The 14,237-nt window shown below is 58.5% G+C and carries 10 protein-coding genes; 6 read left to right on the top strand and 4 right to left on the bottom strand.

Features of this window, described 5'->3' with window-relative positions; genetic code table 11:
- Positions 1–90 precede the first annotated feature (90 nt).
- Complete coding sequence (locus BLU64_RS00470; protein WP_074727638.1) at positions 91–1,050, bottom strand: chemotaxis protein; 960 nt, start codon at positions 1,048–1,050, stop codon at positions 91–93.
- Positions 1,051–1,606: 556 nt separating this feature from the next.
- Here BLU64_RS00470 and BLU64_RS00475 point away from each other — a divergent pair.
- Entirely contained in the window at positions 1,607–2,830 is a 1,224-nt protein-coding gene (locus tag BLU64_RS00475; protein ID WP_074727640.1) for an EAL and HDOD domain-containing protein, read from the top strand.
- A gap of 171 nt (positions 2,831–3,001) precedes the next feature.
- Here BLU64_RS00475 and BLU64_RS00480 read toward each other — a convergent pair whose 3' ends face one another.
- From BLU64_RS00480 to BLU64_RS00490, 3 genes are read right to left on the bottom strand one after another with little or no spacing between them, the layout of a single operon-like run.
- Positions 3,002–3,328, bottom strand: a complete 327-nt coding sequence (locus BLU64_RS00480; RefSeq protein ID WP_036153065.1) for a metal-sensitive transcriptional regulator — start codon at positions 3,326–3,328, stop codon at positions 3,002–3,004.
- Positions 3,315–3,527: a heavy-metal-associated domain-containing protein gene (locus tag BLU64_RS00485; RefSeq protein WP_026743066.1), complete on the bottom strand. Its 213-nt coding sequence runs from the start codon at positions 3,525–3,527 to the stop codon at positions 3,315–3,317. The genes BLU64_RS00480 and BLU64_RS00485 overlap by 14 nt, the downstream gene beginning before the upstream one ends.
- 2 nt (positions 3,528–3,529) lie before the next feature.
- Entirely contained in the window at positions 3,530–5,944 is a 2,415-nt protein-coding gene (locus tag BLU64_RS00490) for a heavy metal translocating P-type ATPase (RefSeq protein WP_074727642.1), read from the bottom strand.
- 1,229 nt (positions 5,945–7,173) lie between these two features.
- Between BLU64_RS00490 and BLU64_RS00495 the strand changes: the two genes are divergently transcribed.
- The 5 genes from BLU64_RS00495 to BLU64_RS00515 are packed head-to-tail and all read left to right on the top strand — an operon-like array spanning position 7,174 to position 14,188.
- Complete coding sequence (locus BLU64_RS00495; protein WP_026743067.1) at positions 7,174–8,763, top strand: ABC transporter substrate-binding protein; 1,590 nt, start codon at positions 7,174–7,176, stop codon at positions 8,761–8,763.
- Positions 8,763–9,710 carry an ABC transporter permease gene (locus BLU64_RS00500; RefSeq protein WP_026743068.1) on the top strand — a complete coding sequence of 316 codons (948 nt, stop codon included), beginning with the start codon at positions 8,763–8,765 and terminating at the stop codon, positions 9,708–9,710. The genes BLU64_RS00495 and BLU64_RS00500 overlap by 1 nt, the downstream gene beginning before the upstream one ends.
- 7 nt (positions 9,711–9,717) lie before the next feature.
- The gene (locus BLU64_RS00505) at positions 9,718–10,548 is read left to right on the top strand and encodes an ABC transporter permease (RefSeq protein ID WP_026743069.1); all 831 of its coding nucleotides are present in this window, start codon (positions 9,718–9,720) and stop codon (positions 10,546–10,548) included.
- Positions 10,545–12,167: an ABC transporter ATP-binding protein gene (locus BLU64_RS00510; RefSeq protein ID WP_026743070.1), complete on the top strand. Its 1,623-nt coding sequence runs from the start codon at positions 10,545–10,547 to the stop codon at positions 12,165–12,167. Before BLU64_RS00505 ends, BLU64_RS00510 begins: the two co-directional genes overlap by 4 nt.
- Positions 12,167–14,188 carry a CocE/NonD family hydrolase gene (locus BLU64_RS00515; protein ID WP_074727644.1) on the top strand — a complete coding sequence of 674 codons (2,022 nt, stop codon included), beginning with the start codon at positions 12,167–12,169 and terminating at the stop codon, positions 14,186–14,188. Before BLU64_RS00510 ends, BLU64_RS00515 begins: the two co-directional genes overlap by 1 nt.
- The last annotated feature ends 49 nt before the right edge of the window (positions 14,189–14,237 follow it).

Consider the following 14,237-nt stretch of genomic DNA (forward strand, 5'->3'; position numbering starts at 1 on the left):
CAGGTTGTCAGGAAAAAAGTCGGGAAAGGGATTTCTCCGCCCGCATCGCGGGCGTGATGCGGGCGGAGTTGCGCGAGTCTAGCCCGGCGTTTACTTCACCAGCACGCTTTGGACCGCAGCCGCCAGTTCGTTGATTTCGAACTTCGCTACATAAGCATCGGCGCCGACTTTACGCACGTGATCTTCGTTGGCGCTGCCAGACAGCGATGAGTGAATAATCACCGGAATGTGTTTCAGGTAGGGATCGCCCTTGATATGGCGTGTCAGCGTAAAGCCATCCATTTCTGGCATTTCCAGGTCGGTCAGCACAAACGCGATCTTATCGGAGATAGGCACATTTTCCGCCTGCGCCTGTTTCGCCAACTGTTGGATCTTGTTCCACGCCTCCTGACCGGTAACATGCATCTGGCCGGGGACCTGCATCAGTTCCAGGCCTTGTTCAAGCAACGAACGCGCGACCTTGGAGTCTTCGGCAACAATCGCGACCGAGCCAGGCTTGATAGGAAACGCTTTGTTTTCCATATCGTTGATATGGATATCGCGATCGACCGGGATCATGTCGTGCAGGATCTGCTCCACGTCCAGCACCAGGGCCAGGTTGTTACTTTCTTTGTCAGTGTCCAGCCGTGCGATGCTGGTGATATAACTGCTGCTGACGCCCGCCTCAGCGGTCAGCACCTGGCTCCAGTCAAGACGAACAATATCGTCGACGGATTCAACGGCAAACGCCTGCGTACTACGCGCATATTCCGTCACCAGCAAAATATTCAACCCTGTTTGCGGCTTGCATCCTGCCACCGCAGGAAGATCGATCACGGGGATGACCTGTCCGCGAATATTCACCATACCCATCATGGGCGGCTTCATACCCACGGCCTTGGTCAAAGACGGCATGGGGACAATTTCACGCAGCTTGAAGACGTTAATGCCGAACAACTCGGATTGCCCCCCCTGTTGCTCGGAGCCTCCCAATCTGAACAACAAGAGTTCCAGCTTGTTGGCGGATGTGAGGTTAGTCCTCTCATCGATATCTTTCTGAAAATTATCCATGCAGTCCTCAATAATACGAATACTTAATTAATGTCCGGCCAGAGCCGCGTGCATTTAGTCATTTTATTCAAGTTACTCTTGCCTGTTATCGGCTGTAGAAATGAAAACTATATGCTAACAATAGCCGTCTTTTCTTATCCATCTGACAATAACTATTATTGAGGAAAAAATGCGCGACAACGAGATCCCGTCAACGTTAAATGACACCGCAATCGATTATCCCCATCGAGATAGCCCGAAGACACGTGACCGGTTGTTGCTTTGAAAATCACCGCCCCTCTTTCATTACTTATAAAAATCAATTAGGTATCGCAACACACCCTCACAGTATCTCTCCTGCGGTCACGTGGACGGCCGGTTCAATTAATGAACCATTATGGCTAGCCGATTGAAATCAGGGGCATCCGCCAGAAAAAAATCAAAAGACTGTTAGAATTGTTGAAGGAAGATGGTACTGCCCCTCCGGCTATGCAGGGACAAAATAATATTACACGGAATAATTTGTTAATAAGGATCCAGTTACCTCTTTTTACCTTTTTCAGTCTGGAGGTTTCTTATGTATTCATTCGTTGCACGGCAACCCATTTTAGACCAACACTTACAGCCAGTAGCTTATGAGCTTCTATTTCGCCAGGGTATTACGAATAAGTTTCCTGACGTTAGTCCGGAATATGCCACCGCTCAGCTAATATCAGAACAATTTCTCACCACCCCGTTGAATAAACTCACCGGCGACCACCTCAGCTATATTAATTTCCCCTATCAGCTCCTTGTCGAAGGACATGCGGAAATTTTACCGGCGGATAAAGTCGTGATCGAAATTCTTGAAAGTTCCACGCCGGACGAAGAACTGTTTTCTGCCGTTAAGAGGTTAAAGAGAAAGGGCTTCACGCTCGCGCTGGATGACTTCAGCATGGACCCCATTTGGGATCGTTTTTTGCCTTATGTGGATATCATCAAGTTTGACCTGCAACAGTCGACCTTTGAAGAGATTGGACGTTACATCAGCACGCTAAGACACAAACACCTCCGCTACCTGGCTGAAAAGGTCGAGACCAACGAGCAATTCTTGCGCGTCAAAGCCATGGGATTTACGCTGTTTCAGGGCTATTTCTTCAGCCATCCGCAGATGTTCAAAGCTAAACGGCTCTCCAACGATCATAAAAACGCCATTCAACTGCTCAAGGAAGCGAATGAACAGGAGCTGAACTACGACCGAATTGAACGGCTGATCAATAGCGACTTATCTCTCGCCTACAAGCTGATGCGGTATTTCAACAACTTCCGCTACAAGGCCAACCTGTCCGTCATCACGACATCCATGTCGTTTCGCAGCATCGCCATATTTCTGGGACAACGGGAATTGCGGCGATTCATTTCACTGATCAGCATCACGATGGGGAGTAAGGACAAATCCTGCGAGCTGTATCGTATGAGTCTAATCCGCGGGAAATTTTGTGAATTGCTATCGATCAGCCTGCATGGCCGCGAAGATCCCTTCGAGGCCTTTTTATGCGGTCTCTTTTCCATGCTGGACGCCATTCTGGACTCTCCGATGAGCCTTTTACTGGAGCAAATCCCGGTCTCGTCGCATATCAAATGCGCGCTGATGGAAAACACCGGGGAGTTGGCGAGTTATCTCAGCGTCATCTCGTATTATGAAAAGCAAAATTGGGAACAGCTGAACACCTACATGGAAATGATGGAGGTCAATGAAGACCAGATGCTGAAACTCATCACCGAAGCGACCCTCTGGGCTGACGAACTGTTGGATTTGTAATTACTCTTCGCGTTGCCTGTCCTGCCGATAGCACCTCCTTCATCCCATCCAGATCCCCCCTTTCCTCGGGCTTTCAGCGAGCGCGATACCGCACGCCCTGTTTAGGGGCGAAGGTTCTGTACGTCAGAGCTGCGACCCGCGGTGAAGCGTCATCAGCATCGCGACACGTCGTCACCGCATACGCTGAATCACCTGCAACAATTCGGCAATGGCATCCTCGCCGCCGTCGGTCAGCACCGCCTTACGGACGCAGCCGTTGGCATGGTCGGCCAGCATCTGGTTGGCGACGGCGCTCAACGCGGAGCGTACGGCGGTGATCTGATTGAGAATATCCACGCAATACCGGTCTTGCTCCACCATCTGCGTGATGCCGTTAACCTGCCCATTGATCCGCTTTAAGCGGTTTAACAAGGCTTTTTTGCGTGGCTGCACCACCTGCTTCGCGTCAGCCTCGCCCGCGCTGGCGTCAAGGCACGCGTCACACTTAGCCGGCAACATCGAAACCGAGCTCTTCAATGACGTTGCGGAACGCGCTGGGGTTGGCCGTCACTGTTTCAGCGTACTCCACGTCGACCAACCCCTTCTCCAGCGTCACGTTGACCTGAGTCACGCCGTCCAAAGCCTGCAACGCGTCCGTCACCTTGCTGGCGCATCCGCCGCAAACCATCCCCACAACCGTTAATGATGCATGAGACATCGTCACACTCCTCTGTTCTGAACGTTGGTTAACCCGTTATTACGCTTGCCCCGCGGCTTCCAGCGACGCAACCACAGTGAATTACTCAAGACGGAGACTGAACTTAGCGCCATCGCGCTACCAGCGATCACCGGACTCAGCAGACCGAAGGCGGCTAGCGGGATCCCCAGCACATTATAGAAAAAGGCGAAAAACAGGTTTTGCCTGACCTTATTGAGCGTCGCGCGCGACAGGCTGATGGCGTCGGGCAGCCCGCCGAGACGGCTTTGCATCAGCACCACATCTGCCGTGTCCAACGCGATATTCGACCCGGCGCCGACGGCGAATCCCACGTCGGCGATCGCCAGCGCGGGCGCATCGTTGATGCCGTCGCCGACCATCCCCACGCAGTGCCCCTCCGCCCGCAGGCGGGCGATCTGCTCCGCTTTCTGCTCCGGCAGCACTTCGGCGAAAAACGCGTGGATCCCGGCCCGCTCGGCCACCCGCGCCGCCGCCCGCGCGTTATCGCCCGTCAGCATGACGACGCGGATCCCTTGCCGATGCAGCGTCTTCACGGTCTCCACGGCATCCGCACGCAGCCGATCGTCGAAACAGACATAGCCGAGCAGTAGACCGTCGCGAGCCAGCCCTACCACCGTCAGCCCCTCTTGCTCTTGCACCGCGGGGATCGCGGTATCAAACACCACGCCGCGCGACGTCAGGAACCTGGGTGAGCCGAGAATCAATGTGCTGTCGCCCATCTGCGCGCGGATGCCGCGCCCCACGATAGCGCTAAAGCCGTGAACCTCTGCCGCGCTCGCCCCAACCTGCTGCGCATATTTCACCAGCGCCTGACCCAGCGGATGTTCGGAATGCTGCTCCAGCCCCATCGCCAGACTGAGCAATTCGTCCTCCGAGACGCCGTCAGCGGGAAGCACCTTGACCACGGAAGGTCGCCCTTCGGTCAGCGTCCCGGTCTTATCCATCACCAGCACCTGTAACCGCCGGGCGTTTTCCAACGCGCTTGCATTGCGAAACAGGATCCCGGCGCGCGCGCCCTGACCGGTCCCGACCATAATCGCGGTCGGCGTCGCCAGCCCCAGCGCGCAGGGACAGGCTATCACCAGCACGGCGACGGCGTTGACCAGACCGGCGTCCCACAGCCCTGTCACCAGCCAATTGGCGGCAAATGTCAGCACGGCGATGACGATGACGACGGGAACGAAGATGGCGGAAACCCGGTCGGTGAGCCGCTGCACGCTAGCTTTGGAGCCTTGCGCCTCTTCCACCAGACGGACGATACGCGACAGCGCGGTATCGCTGCCGACGCCGGTCGCCCGCACACGTAGCGCGCCGCTATGATTCTGCGTGGCCGCATAAACCTGCGCCTCCGCCTGCTTCACCACGGGCTGACTCTCCCCCGTCAGCATCGCCTCATTGACTTCGGACAGTCCGTCGATCACCACGCCGTCAACGGGCACACTCTCCCCCGGCCTGACCAGAAACACCTCGCCACAACGCAGCGAGGCGACGTCTCGGTCCTGCCATTCGCCGTCCACGTCGACGTGCGCTAGCTGCGGCTGCAAACGCAAAAGGCTCTCAATGGCGTCGCCGGTTTTGGCCTTGGCCCTGCCTTCCAGCAGTTTTCCCAGCAGGACCAGCGTAATAATGGCGGCGCTGGCCTCGAAGTAGAGGTCGCCGTGCTCCGACATCAACAATGTCACCAGACTCGATAGGTAAGCAACGCTGGTGCCCAGCGTCACCAGCACATCCATGTTGGCCGTTCCGCTGCGCAGCGCGCTCCAGGCCCGTCGATAAAAGTGACGACCGCACCAGAACTGCACCGGCGTCGCCAACAGCCACTGACACCAACCCGGCAGCCAGTGCGTCTGTCCGAAAAACATGGCGGCCATTTCCAACAGCAGCGGAAACGACAGCACGGCCGCCGCCACGCACGCATTGCGATCTTTTTTCCATGCCTGCGCGCGCCGCTGACGTTCGGCCTCCCGATCGCCGACCGTCACCTGACGGGCCGTAAATCCGGCGCGTTCAATGCGCGCAATGAGGAATTCCGGCGTGGCGCTGCCGGGGGTGACGCTGACCTGCGCCCGTCCGGCGGCGAAATTGACTGTCGCCGTCACCCCATCCACCTTGTTCAGTACCTTTTCAATGCGCGCTGCACAGGCGACGCAGCTCATGCCGTCCACGGCCAGCGAAACCCGCTGGTCCGCCACGTCGAACCCGGCCTTGCGGATAGCGGCAATCACATCGGTGGACGAACTGCGCGCGTCATCAAGGCTGACCACCGCTTTCTCGCTGGCGAAGTTCACGTTGGCGGAGACGCCATCCAGGCGATTAAGGACGCGTTCAATGCGGCTGGCGCACGCGGCGCAGGACATACCGGTGACGGTAAGATGCAGAGGCTGGGATTGGCTCATGTTGGGTCTGTCCTGATCTGTTTGCAGACAAGGGTGTCATCGCGCCGACGGCCGGCAAGCCGCGGAAACTACCGCGAAACCGCAGGGTCGCTGTTGACGCTCAATGGTTGAAACCTGCTTATCAACATACGCCCTGAAGCCGGTTAATCATACCCCATAGGGGTATTTTATTCGACGGTCCGCACCTTCTCGCAGACTGGACCCAGTGAAAGACATTACCGGCAAGGTATTTCCCCGATCAAAAACACCTATTTATTCCCTTACCTCAGCGATAAATTCCACACTGAAAAACGGCCACGCTACAATCAGCTTCAAATATAAGTTTTCGTGATGATCAGCTTTCAACGGGAATATATCGTAGTTAATTCACAGCGATGGCACCGTGCATCCACCTTAAAATCACCGTCAATGCGCGGCTGACGACAAGGGATTTAAAATGACCGTTAATCGGCATATTCACTGGCGCAAGAATAAGGCGATGAGCGGACATATAACCGGGATAAAAATAAAACAATATTCCCTCATCACATGATCACGACAGACCTATTTTGACGACAAAAAAGGAAAAACGACATGCAATTTTCCGCCATCCTATTCGTGGCTGACAACCGTAAAATAATAACAGCGAAAGTTTAATTCCTGCTCATTTCATCGCCGTCGCACCTTCACACTCATAATGACAAAAAACCATTCATTTACAGATAAATAAACCACATTGGACTTTATTTTAAATCAGCCTGGCGACGTAAATTTCTCCTCCGCCGTTTTTGTATCTCAAGACAGCGCTATTTATCGACGTCAAGCGGCGGTTTCTGATTCATTATTTTTTTGATATCAATGGATGCTGCGGGAATAACCACAGCCGGCGCATCACTGACCCAACCCGCTATTTTTCACCCGTTCGATGACCTGCCAAAATCGCATCTAAGGCAAAAAAACAGATGACGACAACAACGCCTTACCCCTGTGCAATCCCCCGCAGGAAATAGCCCTTTTGACCGAGCCAATTTCACGATATTGCCTGCTGATTTTCCTCGGTAAGATTTCTCTTCTGACGTCGTCGATTAGAAAAATGGGCCTTTTTGCAGTATCCTGAGCCGCGTTTTGCCATTATTGGATAGAGAAAACAGAAAATATAAAACATCAGTAAGATGACGGGACACGGACTTATTTCACTCCTCGACGAGTGGTCTATACGCATATGAAACCAACACCATGGAGAGAAATAAATGAAAAAAGAGCATTCGGACTTACAGAAATGGCTCGGGCAGGCTCAGTTCAGCCGCCGGTCGTTTCTCAATACTGCCGCACTCCTTGGAGCGAGTAGTGTACTTTCTTCATTTCCTTTGAGTAGTTCTGCCGCACAAGCCGTGCCCAAGCGGGGCGGCACGCTCAAACTGGGTATGTCCGGCGGTAATACCAGCGATACGCTCGATCCCACGCTGTTCAGCGACTGGGTGCCGCTCAATCAGGCCTACATGCTGATGAACGGCCTGGTCGAAATCGACGAGAACAATCAGGCGACGCCGGAGCTGCTGGAGAGCTGGCAGGTCGAGCCGGGCGCCAAAGCGTGGCGCTTCAAAGTGCGTCAGGGCGTGACTTTCCATAACGGCAAAACGCTGGATGCGGATGACATCATCTACTCCATCAACCTGCATCGCGGTGAAAACTCGCGCAGCGCCATTCGCTCCCAGTTGGCCAGCATCACCCAACTCTCCCGCACCGCTCCTGACGAAATCGCCATCACGCTCGATAGCGGCAACGCGGATCTGCCTTACCTGCTGGCGGACTATCACCTGCTGGTCGTGCCGAACGGCTTCACCGACTGGTCGCACCCCATCGGCACCGGCGGATTCACGTTCGACTACTACCAGCCGGGCGTGCGCTCCCGCTTCAAGCGCAACCCCAATTACTGGAAGCCGGACCGTGCGTTCGTCGACGCCGTGGAAGTGCTGGTCATCAACGATCCGACGGCCCGCACCAATGCGCTGATCTCCGGTCAGGTACACGCCATCAACCGCGTTGATTTCAAAACCGTCGACTTTCTCAAGCGCAGCCCGATGCTGAATATTGTGCGATCTTCCGGCGGCCAGCACTTCACGTTCCTGATGGACTGCCGCGCCACGCCGTTTAACAACAACGACGTGCGCCTCGCGATCAAGTACGGCATTGACCGTGAAAAAATTCTGGCTACCGTGCTGCGCGGCTACGGCAGCCTCGGCAACGACCACCCGATTCCGAAAACCGACCGCTTCTTCAACCACGAGCTGCCGCAGCGCGCATGGGACCCAGATAAGGCCAAATTCCATCTGAAGAGGGCCGGCCTCACCGCGCTGCCGCTGGAACTCTCCTCTTCCGACGCCGCTTTCGCCGGGGCGCTGGACGCGGCGGCGCTGTTCCAGGGGCAGGCCAGTCAGTCGGGTATTCAGGTCACCATCAAACGCCAGCCGGCCGACAGCTACTGGGAAAACGTGTGGATGAAAGCCCCGTTCAGCATGGGCTACTGGGGTGGGCGTCCGACCGCCGATCAGATGTTCTCCACCGCCTGGCAGTCCACCGCCAAGTGGAATGACTCGCACTGGAAAAATGACAAATTCGATGCGCTGCTGTTGCAGGCCCGTTCCATGCTGGACGAGAAAGCGCGCGCCGACATCTACGGCGAACTGCAAAGCATCGCACGCGATGACGGCGGCGCGATGATTCCGCTGTTCGGCGACTATCTCGATGCGACCAGCAAAAAACTGGGCGGCGTCACCCCCCATCCGTTGTTCAACTTTATGGGAGGACGTCTGGCTGAGCGCGTCTGGCTGGAGTCGTAATGAAAAAGCATATCCTTCATCGACTGCTGCTGGGGCTATTGACGCTCTGGCTGGTTTCCATGCTGATCTTTCTCGGCACCGAGCTGCTGCCCGGCGATATCGCCAGCGCGCTGCTTGGTCAGAACGGCACCCCGGAAACCATCGCCGCGCTGCGCACCCAACTGGGGCTGGACCAGCCCGCCATCGGCCGTTATCTGCACTGGCTGAGCGGCATACTGCATGGCGATCTCGGCACCTCGCTGGCTAACGGACGTCCTATCAGCGAAGAATTGCTGCCAAGACTGGAGAACACCCTGTTCCTGGCCGCCTATGCCGCGCTGATCGCCATTCCGCTGGCGGTGGCGCTCGGTATCGCCTGCGCTATCTGGCGCGGTTCGCTGTTCGATCGCCTCGCCAACTCGTTGACGCTGTTGAGCATCTCCGTGCCGGAGTTTTTCGTCGGCTACCTGCTGGTGATCTTCTTCGCCATTCACTTCGCCTGGTTCCCCAGTCTGGCGATGGTCAGCCCGGACGACACGCTGACGCAGCGTCTGTATAACGCGACGCTGCCGATGCTCACGTTGGTGCTGGTGGTGCTCGCGCATATGCTGCGCATGACGCGCGCCTCCGTGGGTGCGGTCATGTCCGCCAGCTATATCGAAACCGCCCTGCTGAAGGGCGTGCCGCGCTGGCGCATCGTGATGGGCCATGCCCTGCCCAACGCGCTGGCGCCCATCATCAACGTGGTGGCCTTTAACCTCGCGTATCTGGTCGTCGGCGTGATCCTGGTCGAAGTCGTCTTCGTCTATCCGGGAATCGGACAGCTGATGGTCGATGCGGTCAGTAAACGCGACCTGCCGGTGGTGCAGGCGTGCGGACTGCTGTTCGGCGGCACGTATATTCTGCTGAATACCGTCGCCGACCTGCTGGCTATCTGGTGTAACCCCCGTCTGCGACATACGAGGTAAGCAAGGCATGAACATCACTAAAATGCGCGGAGTGCCGCTCTCCGCGTGGATCGGGCTGTTAATTATCGCCGCCAATCTGATCGGCGCGCTGTTCGCGCCCTGGCTGGCTCCGCACAGCGAAACGGCGCAGGTCGGCGATATCTGGATGTCGCCGTCGGCTGACGCCCTGCTCGGCACCGACAGTCTGGGGCGCGATATGCTGTCCCGTATTCTGTTCGGCGCCCGCACCACCATCGCCATCGCGCTGGTGATCACCTTCAGCTCCTTCGTCATCGGGATCATCACCGGTTTTAGCGCGGCGATTTATGGCCGCTGGGTCGACGTCGTGCTGACGCGCATCGTCGATACGCTGATGTCGATTCCGGTCCTGATTCTGGCGCTGATCGTCCTCTCCGTGCTGGGAACGTCGATTCCGGTGCTGGTCGGCACTATCGCGCTGCTGGACGCCACCCGCGTCTTCCGGCTCGCGCGTCTGGTCGCGCAGGACATCGTGTGTCAGGAGTATGTGGAACTGGCCCGACTGCGCGGCGAAGGCCTGCGCTGGATTTTGACGCGGGAAATTTTGCCCAACGCCATTCCGCCGCTGCTGGCCGAATTCGGCATGCGCTTCTGCTTTACCTTCCTGTTCATCGCCGGTCTCAGCTTCCTCGGCCTTGGCATCCAACCGCCGTACGCCGACTGGGGAAGCATGGTGCGCGACAACGCGCAGGCCATTAACTTCGGCCTGCTGGCGCCGCTCTACCCGGCGGCGGCCATCGCGCTGCTGACCATCGGCGTCAATTTGGTCGTGGACTGGCTGCTGCTGCGCAATAACCTGTCACTGGGGGATGAAGCATGAATCAACCTGTACTCGACATTCGCAACCTGCGTATTGAAACCGAGGAAGAGGGACGCGCGCTGGTGCAGGACATTTCGCTCACCCTGCAACGGGGCGAAGTGCTTGGCCTGATCGGCGAGTCCGGCGCGGGCAAGTCCACCATCGGGCTGGCCGCAATGGGCTATACCCGTCCGGGCTGCCGCATCGGCGCAGGCGAAGTCCGCATCGACGACCAAGACATCGTACCGCTCTCCAACGCGCAGAAGCAGGCGATCCGCGGCCGACGCGTCGCCTACGTGGCGCAGAGCGCCGCCGCCGCGTTCAACCCGGCGCTGACCATCGGCAAACAGGTCTGCGAAGGCCCGTTGCGCCACGGTCTGATGAGCCGCAGCGAGGCGAACGCGTGGGCTACAACGCTGTTTACCGCGCTGGATCTGCCCGACCCGGAAAACATCGGCAAACGCTATCCGCATCAGCTTTCCGGCGGACAGCTGCAACGCGCGATGGCGGCGATGGCGATGTCCTGCAAACCTGACCTGCTGATCATGGACGAACCCACTACCGCACTGGACGTCACCACGCAGATCGAAGTGCTGGTGATGCTGCGTAAGCTGGTGCGGGAGTTCAACACCGCCGCGCTGTACATCACGCACGATCTGGCCGTCGTGTCTCAGATTGCCGACCGCATTCTGGTGCTGCGTCAGGGACGCGCCGTCGAATGCGGCGCCACCGACATCATTTTGCAGACACCGCAGGAAACCTATACGCAGCAGCTGGTTTCCGAGCGGACGCACGCGCTGACGCCGGGCGAAGACACGCCGTCCGACGCCTCGGCGCTATTGACGCTGGATCGCCTGAGCACCGGCTACAGTGGCAAACGGGTGGTGCACGAGGTGTCGCTGACGCTGCCCAAAGGGCAAACGCTGGCCGTCATCGGCGAATCCGGCAGCGGTAAGAGCACGCTGGCGCGGGCGCTGTGCGGTTTGTTGAACGATACCGAAGGCGACGCGATCTTTGACGGCGTCAAACTGTCGCACCGCTATCAGCAACGCGACAAAGAGACGCTGCGCCGCATTCAGATGATCTACCAGTTGCCGGACGTCGCGCTGAATCCGCGGCAGACGATTCGGGAAGCGATCGGCCGCCCTGTCGCCTTTTATTTCGGTTACAACCGCCAGCAGGTGCGCGCCCGCGTCGAGGAACTGCTCCAACTGACCGAGTTGCCGACCTCGCTGGCCGACCGCTACCCCGGCGAGCTTTCCGGCGGGCAGAAGCAGCGCGTCTGCATCGCGCGGGCGCTGGCCGCCAATCCGGACCTGATCATCTGCGACGAAGCGACGTCCGCGCTTGACCCGCTGGTCGCCGAAGGCGTGCTGAATCTGCTCAAGCGGCTGCAAGAACAGTTGGGACTTTCCTACCTGTTCATCACGCACGATCTCGGCACGGTCAAACGCGTCGCTCAGCAGGTCGCGGTCATGTATCAGGGCAATATCGTCGCGCAAGGCCCGACGGGGAAAGTCTTTAGCGCCCCGATGCACCCTTACACCGAAAAACTGCTGACCTCCGTCCCTGAAATGCGCAGCTCCTGGCTCGACGAAGTTCTGGAGACTCGCAGCAATGAAATTTCGACAGGAATATGATGAAAGAAACCGTAACCCACTTTCCCCACAACGTCGTTGTGACCGAACATTTCTGGATCACGCTGGCCGACGGTACCCGTCTGGCGGCGCGGATGTGGCTGCCCGAGCAGGCGCATCAAACGCCGGTTCCGGCCATTCTGGAATACATCCCTTACCGCAAACGCGACGGCACCCGTACGCGCGATGAACCGATGCACGGCTGGTTTGCGGGCCACGGCTACGCCGTCCTGCGCGTGGACATGCGCGGCAGCGGCGAATCCGACGGGCTGATGGCCGATGAGTATCTGCCGCAGGAGCAGGAAGATGCGCTGGAAGTCATCGATTGGATCAGCCGTCAACCGTGGTGCAGCGGCGCGGTCGGCATGATGGGCAAATCCTGGGGCGGCTTTAACTGCCTGCAACTGGCGGCGCGCCGTCCGCCGGCGCTGAAAGCCATCATCACCGTCTGCTCGACCGACGATCGCTACAATGACGACATCCACTACAAGGGCGGCTGCCTGCTAAACGACAACCTGTGGTGGGGCGGCATCATGATGGCCTACCAGAGCCGTCCTCAGGATCCGGCGCTGGTCGGCGAGAGCTGGTATCAGGACTGGATGCACCGGCTCGACAACATGCCGTTCTTCCCCGCCCAGTGGATGGACCATCCGCTGCGCGACGCCTACTGGCGCCACGGCTCCGTGGGCGAAAACTGGTCGGACATTCAGTGCCCGGTCATGGCGATCGGCGGCTGGGCTGATTCCTACACCAATGCCGTATTCCGCCTGATGGACAACCTGGCGGTCCCGCGCAAAGCCATCATCGGCCCGTGGGCGCACATTTATCCGCAGGACGGCACGCCGGAACCGGCCATCGGCTTCCTGCAAGAGGCCGTGCGCTGGTGGGACCATTGGCTGAAAGGCGAGGACAATGACGTGCTGGACGGCCCGCGTGTACAGGCCTGGATGAACGACAGCCAGCGCCCCAGCTCGCAGCGGCCCACAGCACCGGGCGAATGGATCGGCATTGACGGCGATACCGCCTCGGCCACCACGCCGCGCACCTTTTGGCTACAGCGAGGCCAGCTGAACGACCAGCCAGATGAGCGCGCCGGCTGGCAGAATATCTGTTCGCCGCAGAGTCACGGCGTGATGGGCGGTGAATGGATGGGCGCAGGCGTGTTGGGCGAAAGCCCGAGCGACCAGCGCATCGACGATGGTCTGGCGACGTTTTATGAAAGCGAACCGCTGCCGGAGATGCTGACGATCTATGGCCTGCCGCAGTTCAGCGTCGCGCTGAAAAGCGATAAGCCCGCCGCCATGCTGTATGTGCGCCTGTCGGACGTCGCGGAAGACGGCGCGGTGACTCGCGTCTCTCACGGCTGGGTGAATCTCAGCCATTTGCAGGGGCAGGATCGAAATACCCCGCTGACGCCGGGAGAAACCGTGCAGGTCAATGTTCAGTTGGACGGTATCGCCTGGCGCTTCCCCGCCGGGCATCGTCTGCGCGTCTCGCTGGCGACCACCTACTGGCCGATGGTGTGGCCGATGGCCGAAGCAGCGACGCTGAGCGTCGATCTGGCGAGCGCGCAGCTGCGCCTGCCGGTCTGTGAATCCGTGCAGCCTATCTCCGGCCCCAACCCGCATCCCAGGACCGCGCCGGACGTCCCGCTGACCGTGCTGTCGCCGGGACGGGTCGATCGCCATGCGTCTTACGACATCGTCACCGATACCTGGACCTACGTCACCGAAGGCGTCGGCGGCGTGTTCGGCGAAGGGGTTTACCGCTTCGACGATATCGATACCACCGTCGACCACAGCCTGCGTCGTGAGCTGACCATCAATAGTCAGGACCCGCTGTCGGCCCGCTATCTACTGACGCAGTCGATGAAGATGGGGCGCGAAGGCTGGTGGACCGAGGCGGAGATCACGCTGGAGCTGCGCGGCGATCTCACCCACTTCATCGTGACGGCGGATATGCGCATCCAGCATAACGGTCAAGAGGTGTTTAACCGCCAGTGGGATCGCCGTATCCCGCGTTGATCAACGCCCGCAGCGGCGCGGAGTCACACGCCGTTTAACGCCGCGCACG

Source organism: Lonsdalea quercina, from assembly GCF_900107885.1.
Taxonomy (GTDB): domain Bacteria; phylum Pseudomonadota; class Gammaproteobacteria; order Enterobacterales; family Enterobacteriaceae; genus Lonsdalea; species Lonsdalea quercina.

Coding starts and splice junctions, on each gene's coding strand:
- BLU64_RS00470 (WP_074727638.1), bottom strand. CDS start 1,050: ATGGATAATTTTCAGAAAGATATCGATGAGAGGACTAACCTCACATCC.
- BLU64_RS00475 (WP_074727640.1), top strand. CDS start 1,607: ATGTATTCATTCGTTGCACGGCAACCCATTTTAGACCAACACTTACAG.
- BLU64_RS00480 (WP_036153065.1), bottom strand. CDS start 3,328: ATGTTGCCGGCTAAGTGTGACGCGTGCCTTGACGCCAGCGCGGGCGAG.
- BLU64_RS00485 (WP_026743066.1), bottom strand. CDS start 3,527: ATGTCTCATGCATCATTAACGGTTGTGGGGATGGTTTGCGGCGGATGC.
- BLU64_RS00490 (WP_074727642.1), bottom strand. CDS start 5,944: ATGAGCCAATCCCAGCCTCTGCATCTTACCGTCACCGGTATGTCCTGC.
- BLU64_RS00495 (WP_026743067.1), top strand. CDS start 7,174: ATGAAAAAAGAGCATTCGGACTTACAGAAATGGCTCGGGCAGGCTCAG.
- BLU64_RS00500 (WP_026743068.1), top strand. CDS start 8,763: ATGAAAAAGCATATCCTTCATCGACTGCTGCTGGGGCTATTGACGCTC.
- BLU64_RS00505 (WP_026743069.1), top strand. CDS start 9,718: ATGAACATCACTAAAATGCGCGGAGTGCCGCTCTCCGCGTGGATCGGG.
- BLU64_RS00510 (WP_026743070.1), top strand. CDS start 10,545: ATGAATCAACCTGTACTCGACATTCGCAACCTGCGTATTGAAACCGAG.
- BLU64_RS00515 (WP_074727644.1), top strand. CDS start 12,167: ATGAAAGAAACCGTAACCCACTTTCCCCACAACGTCGTTGTGACCGAA.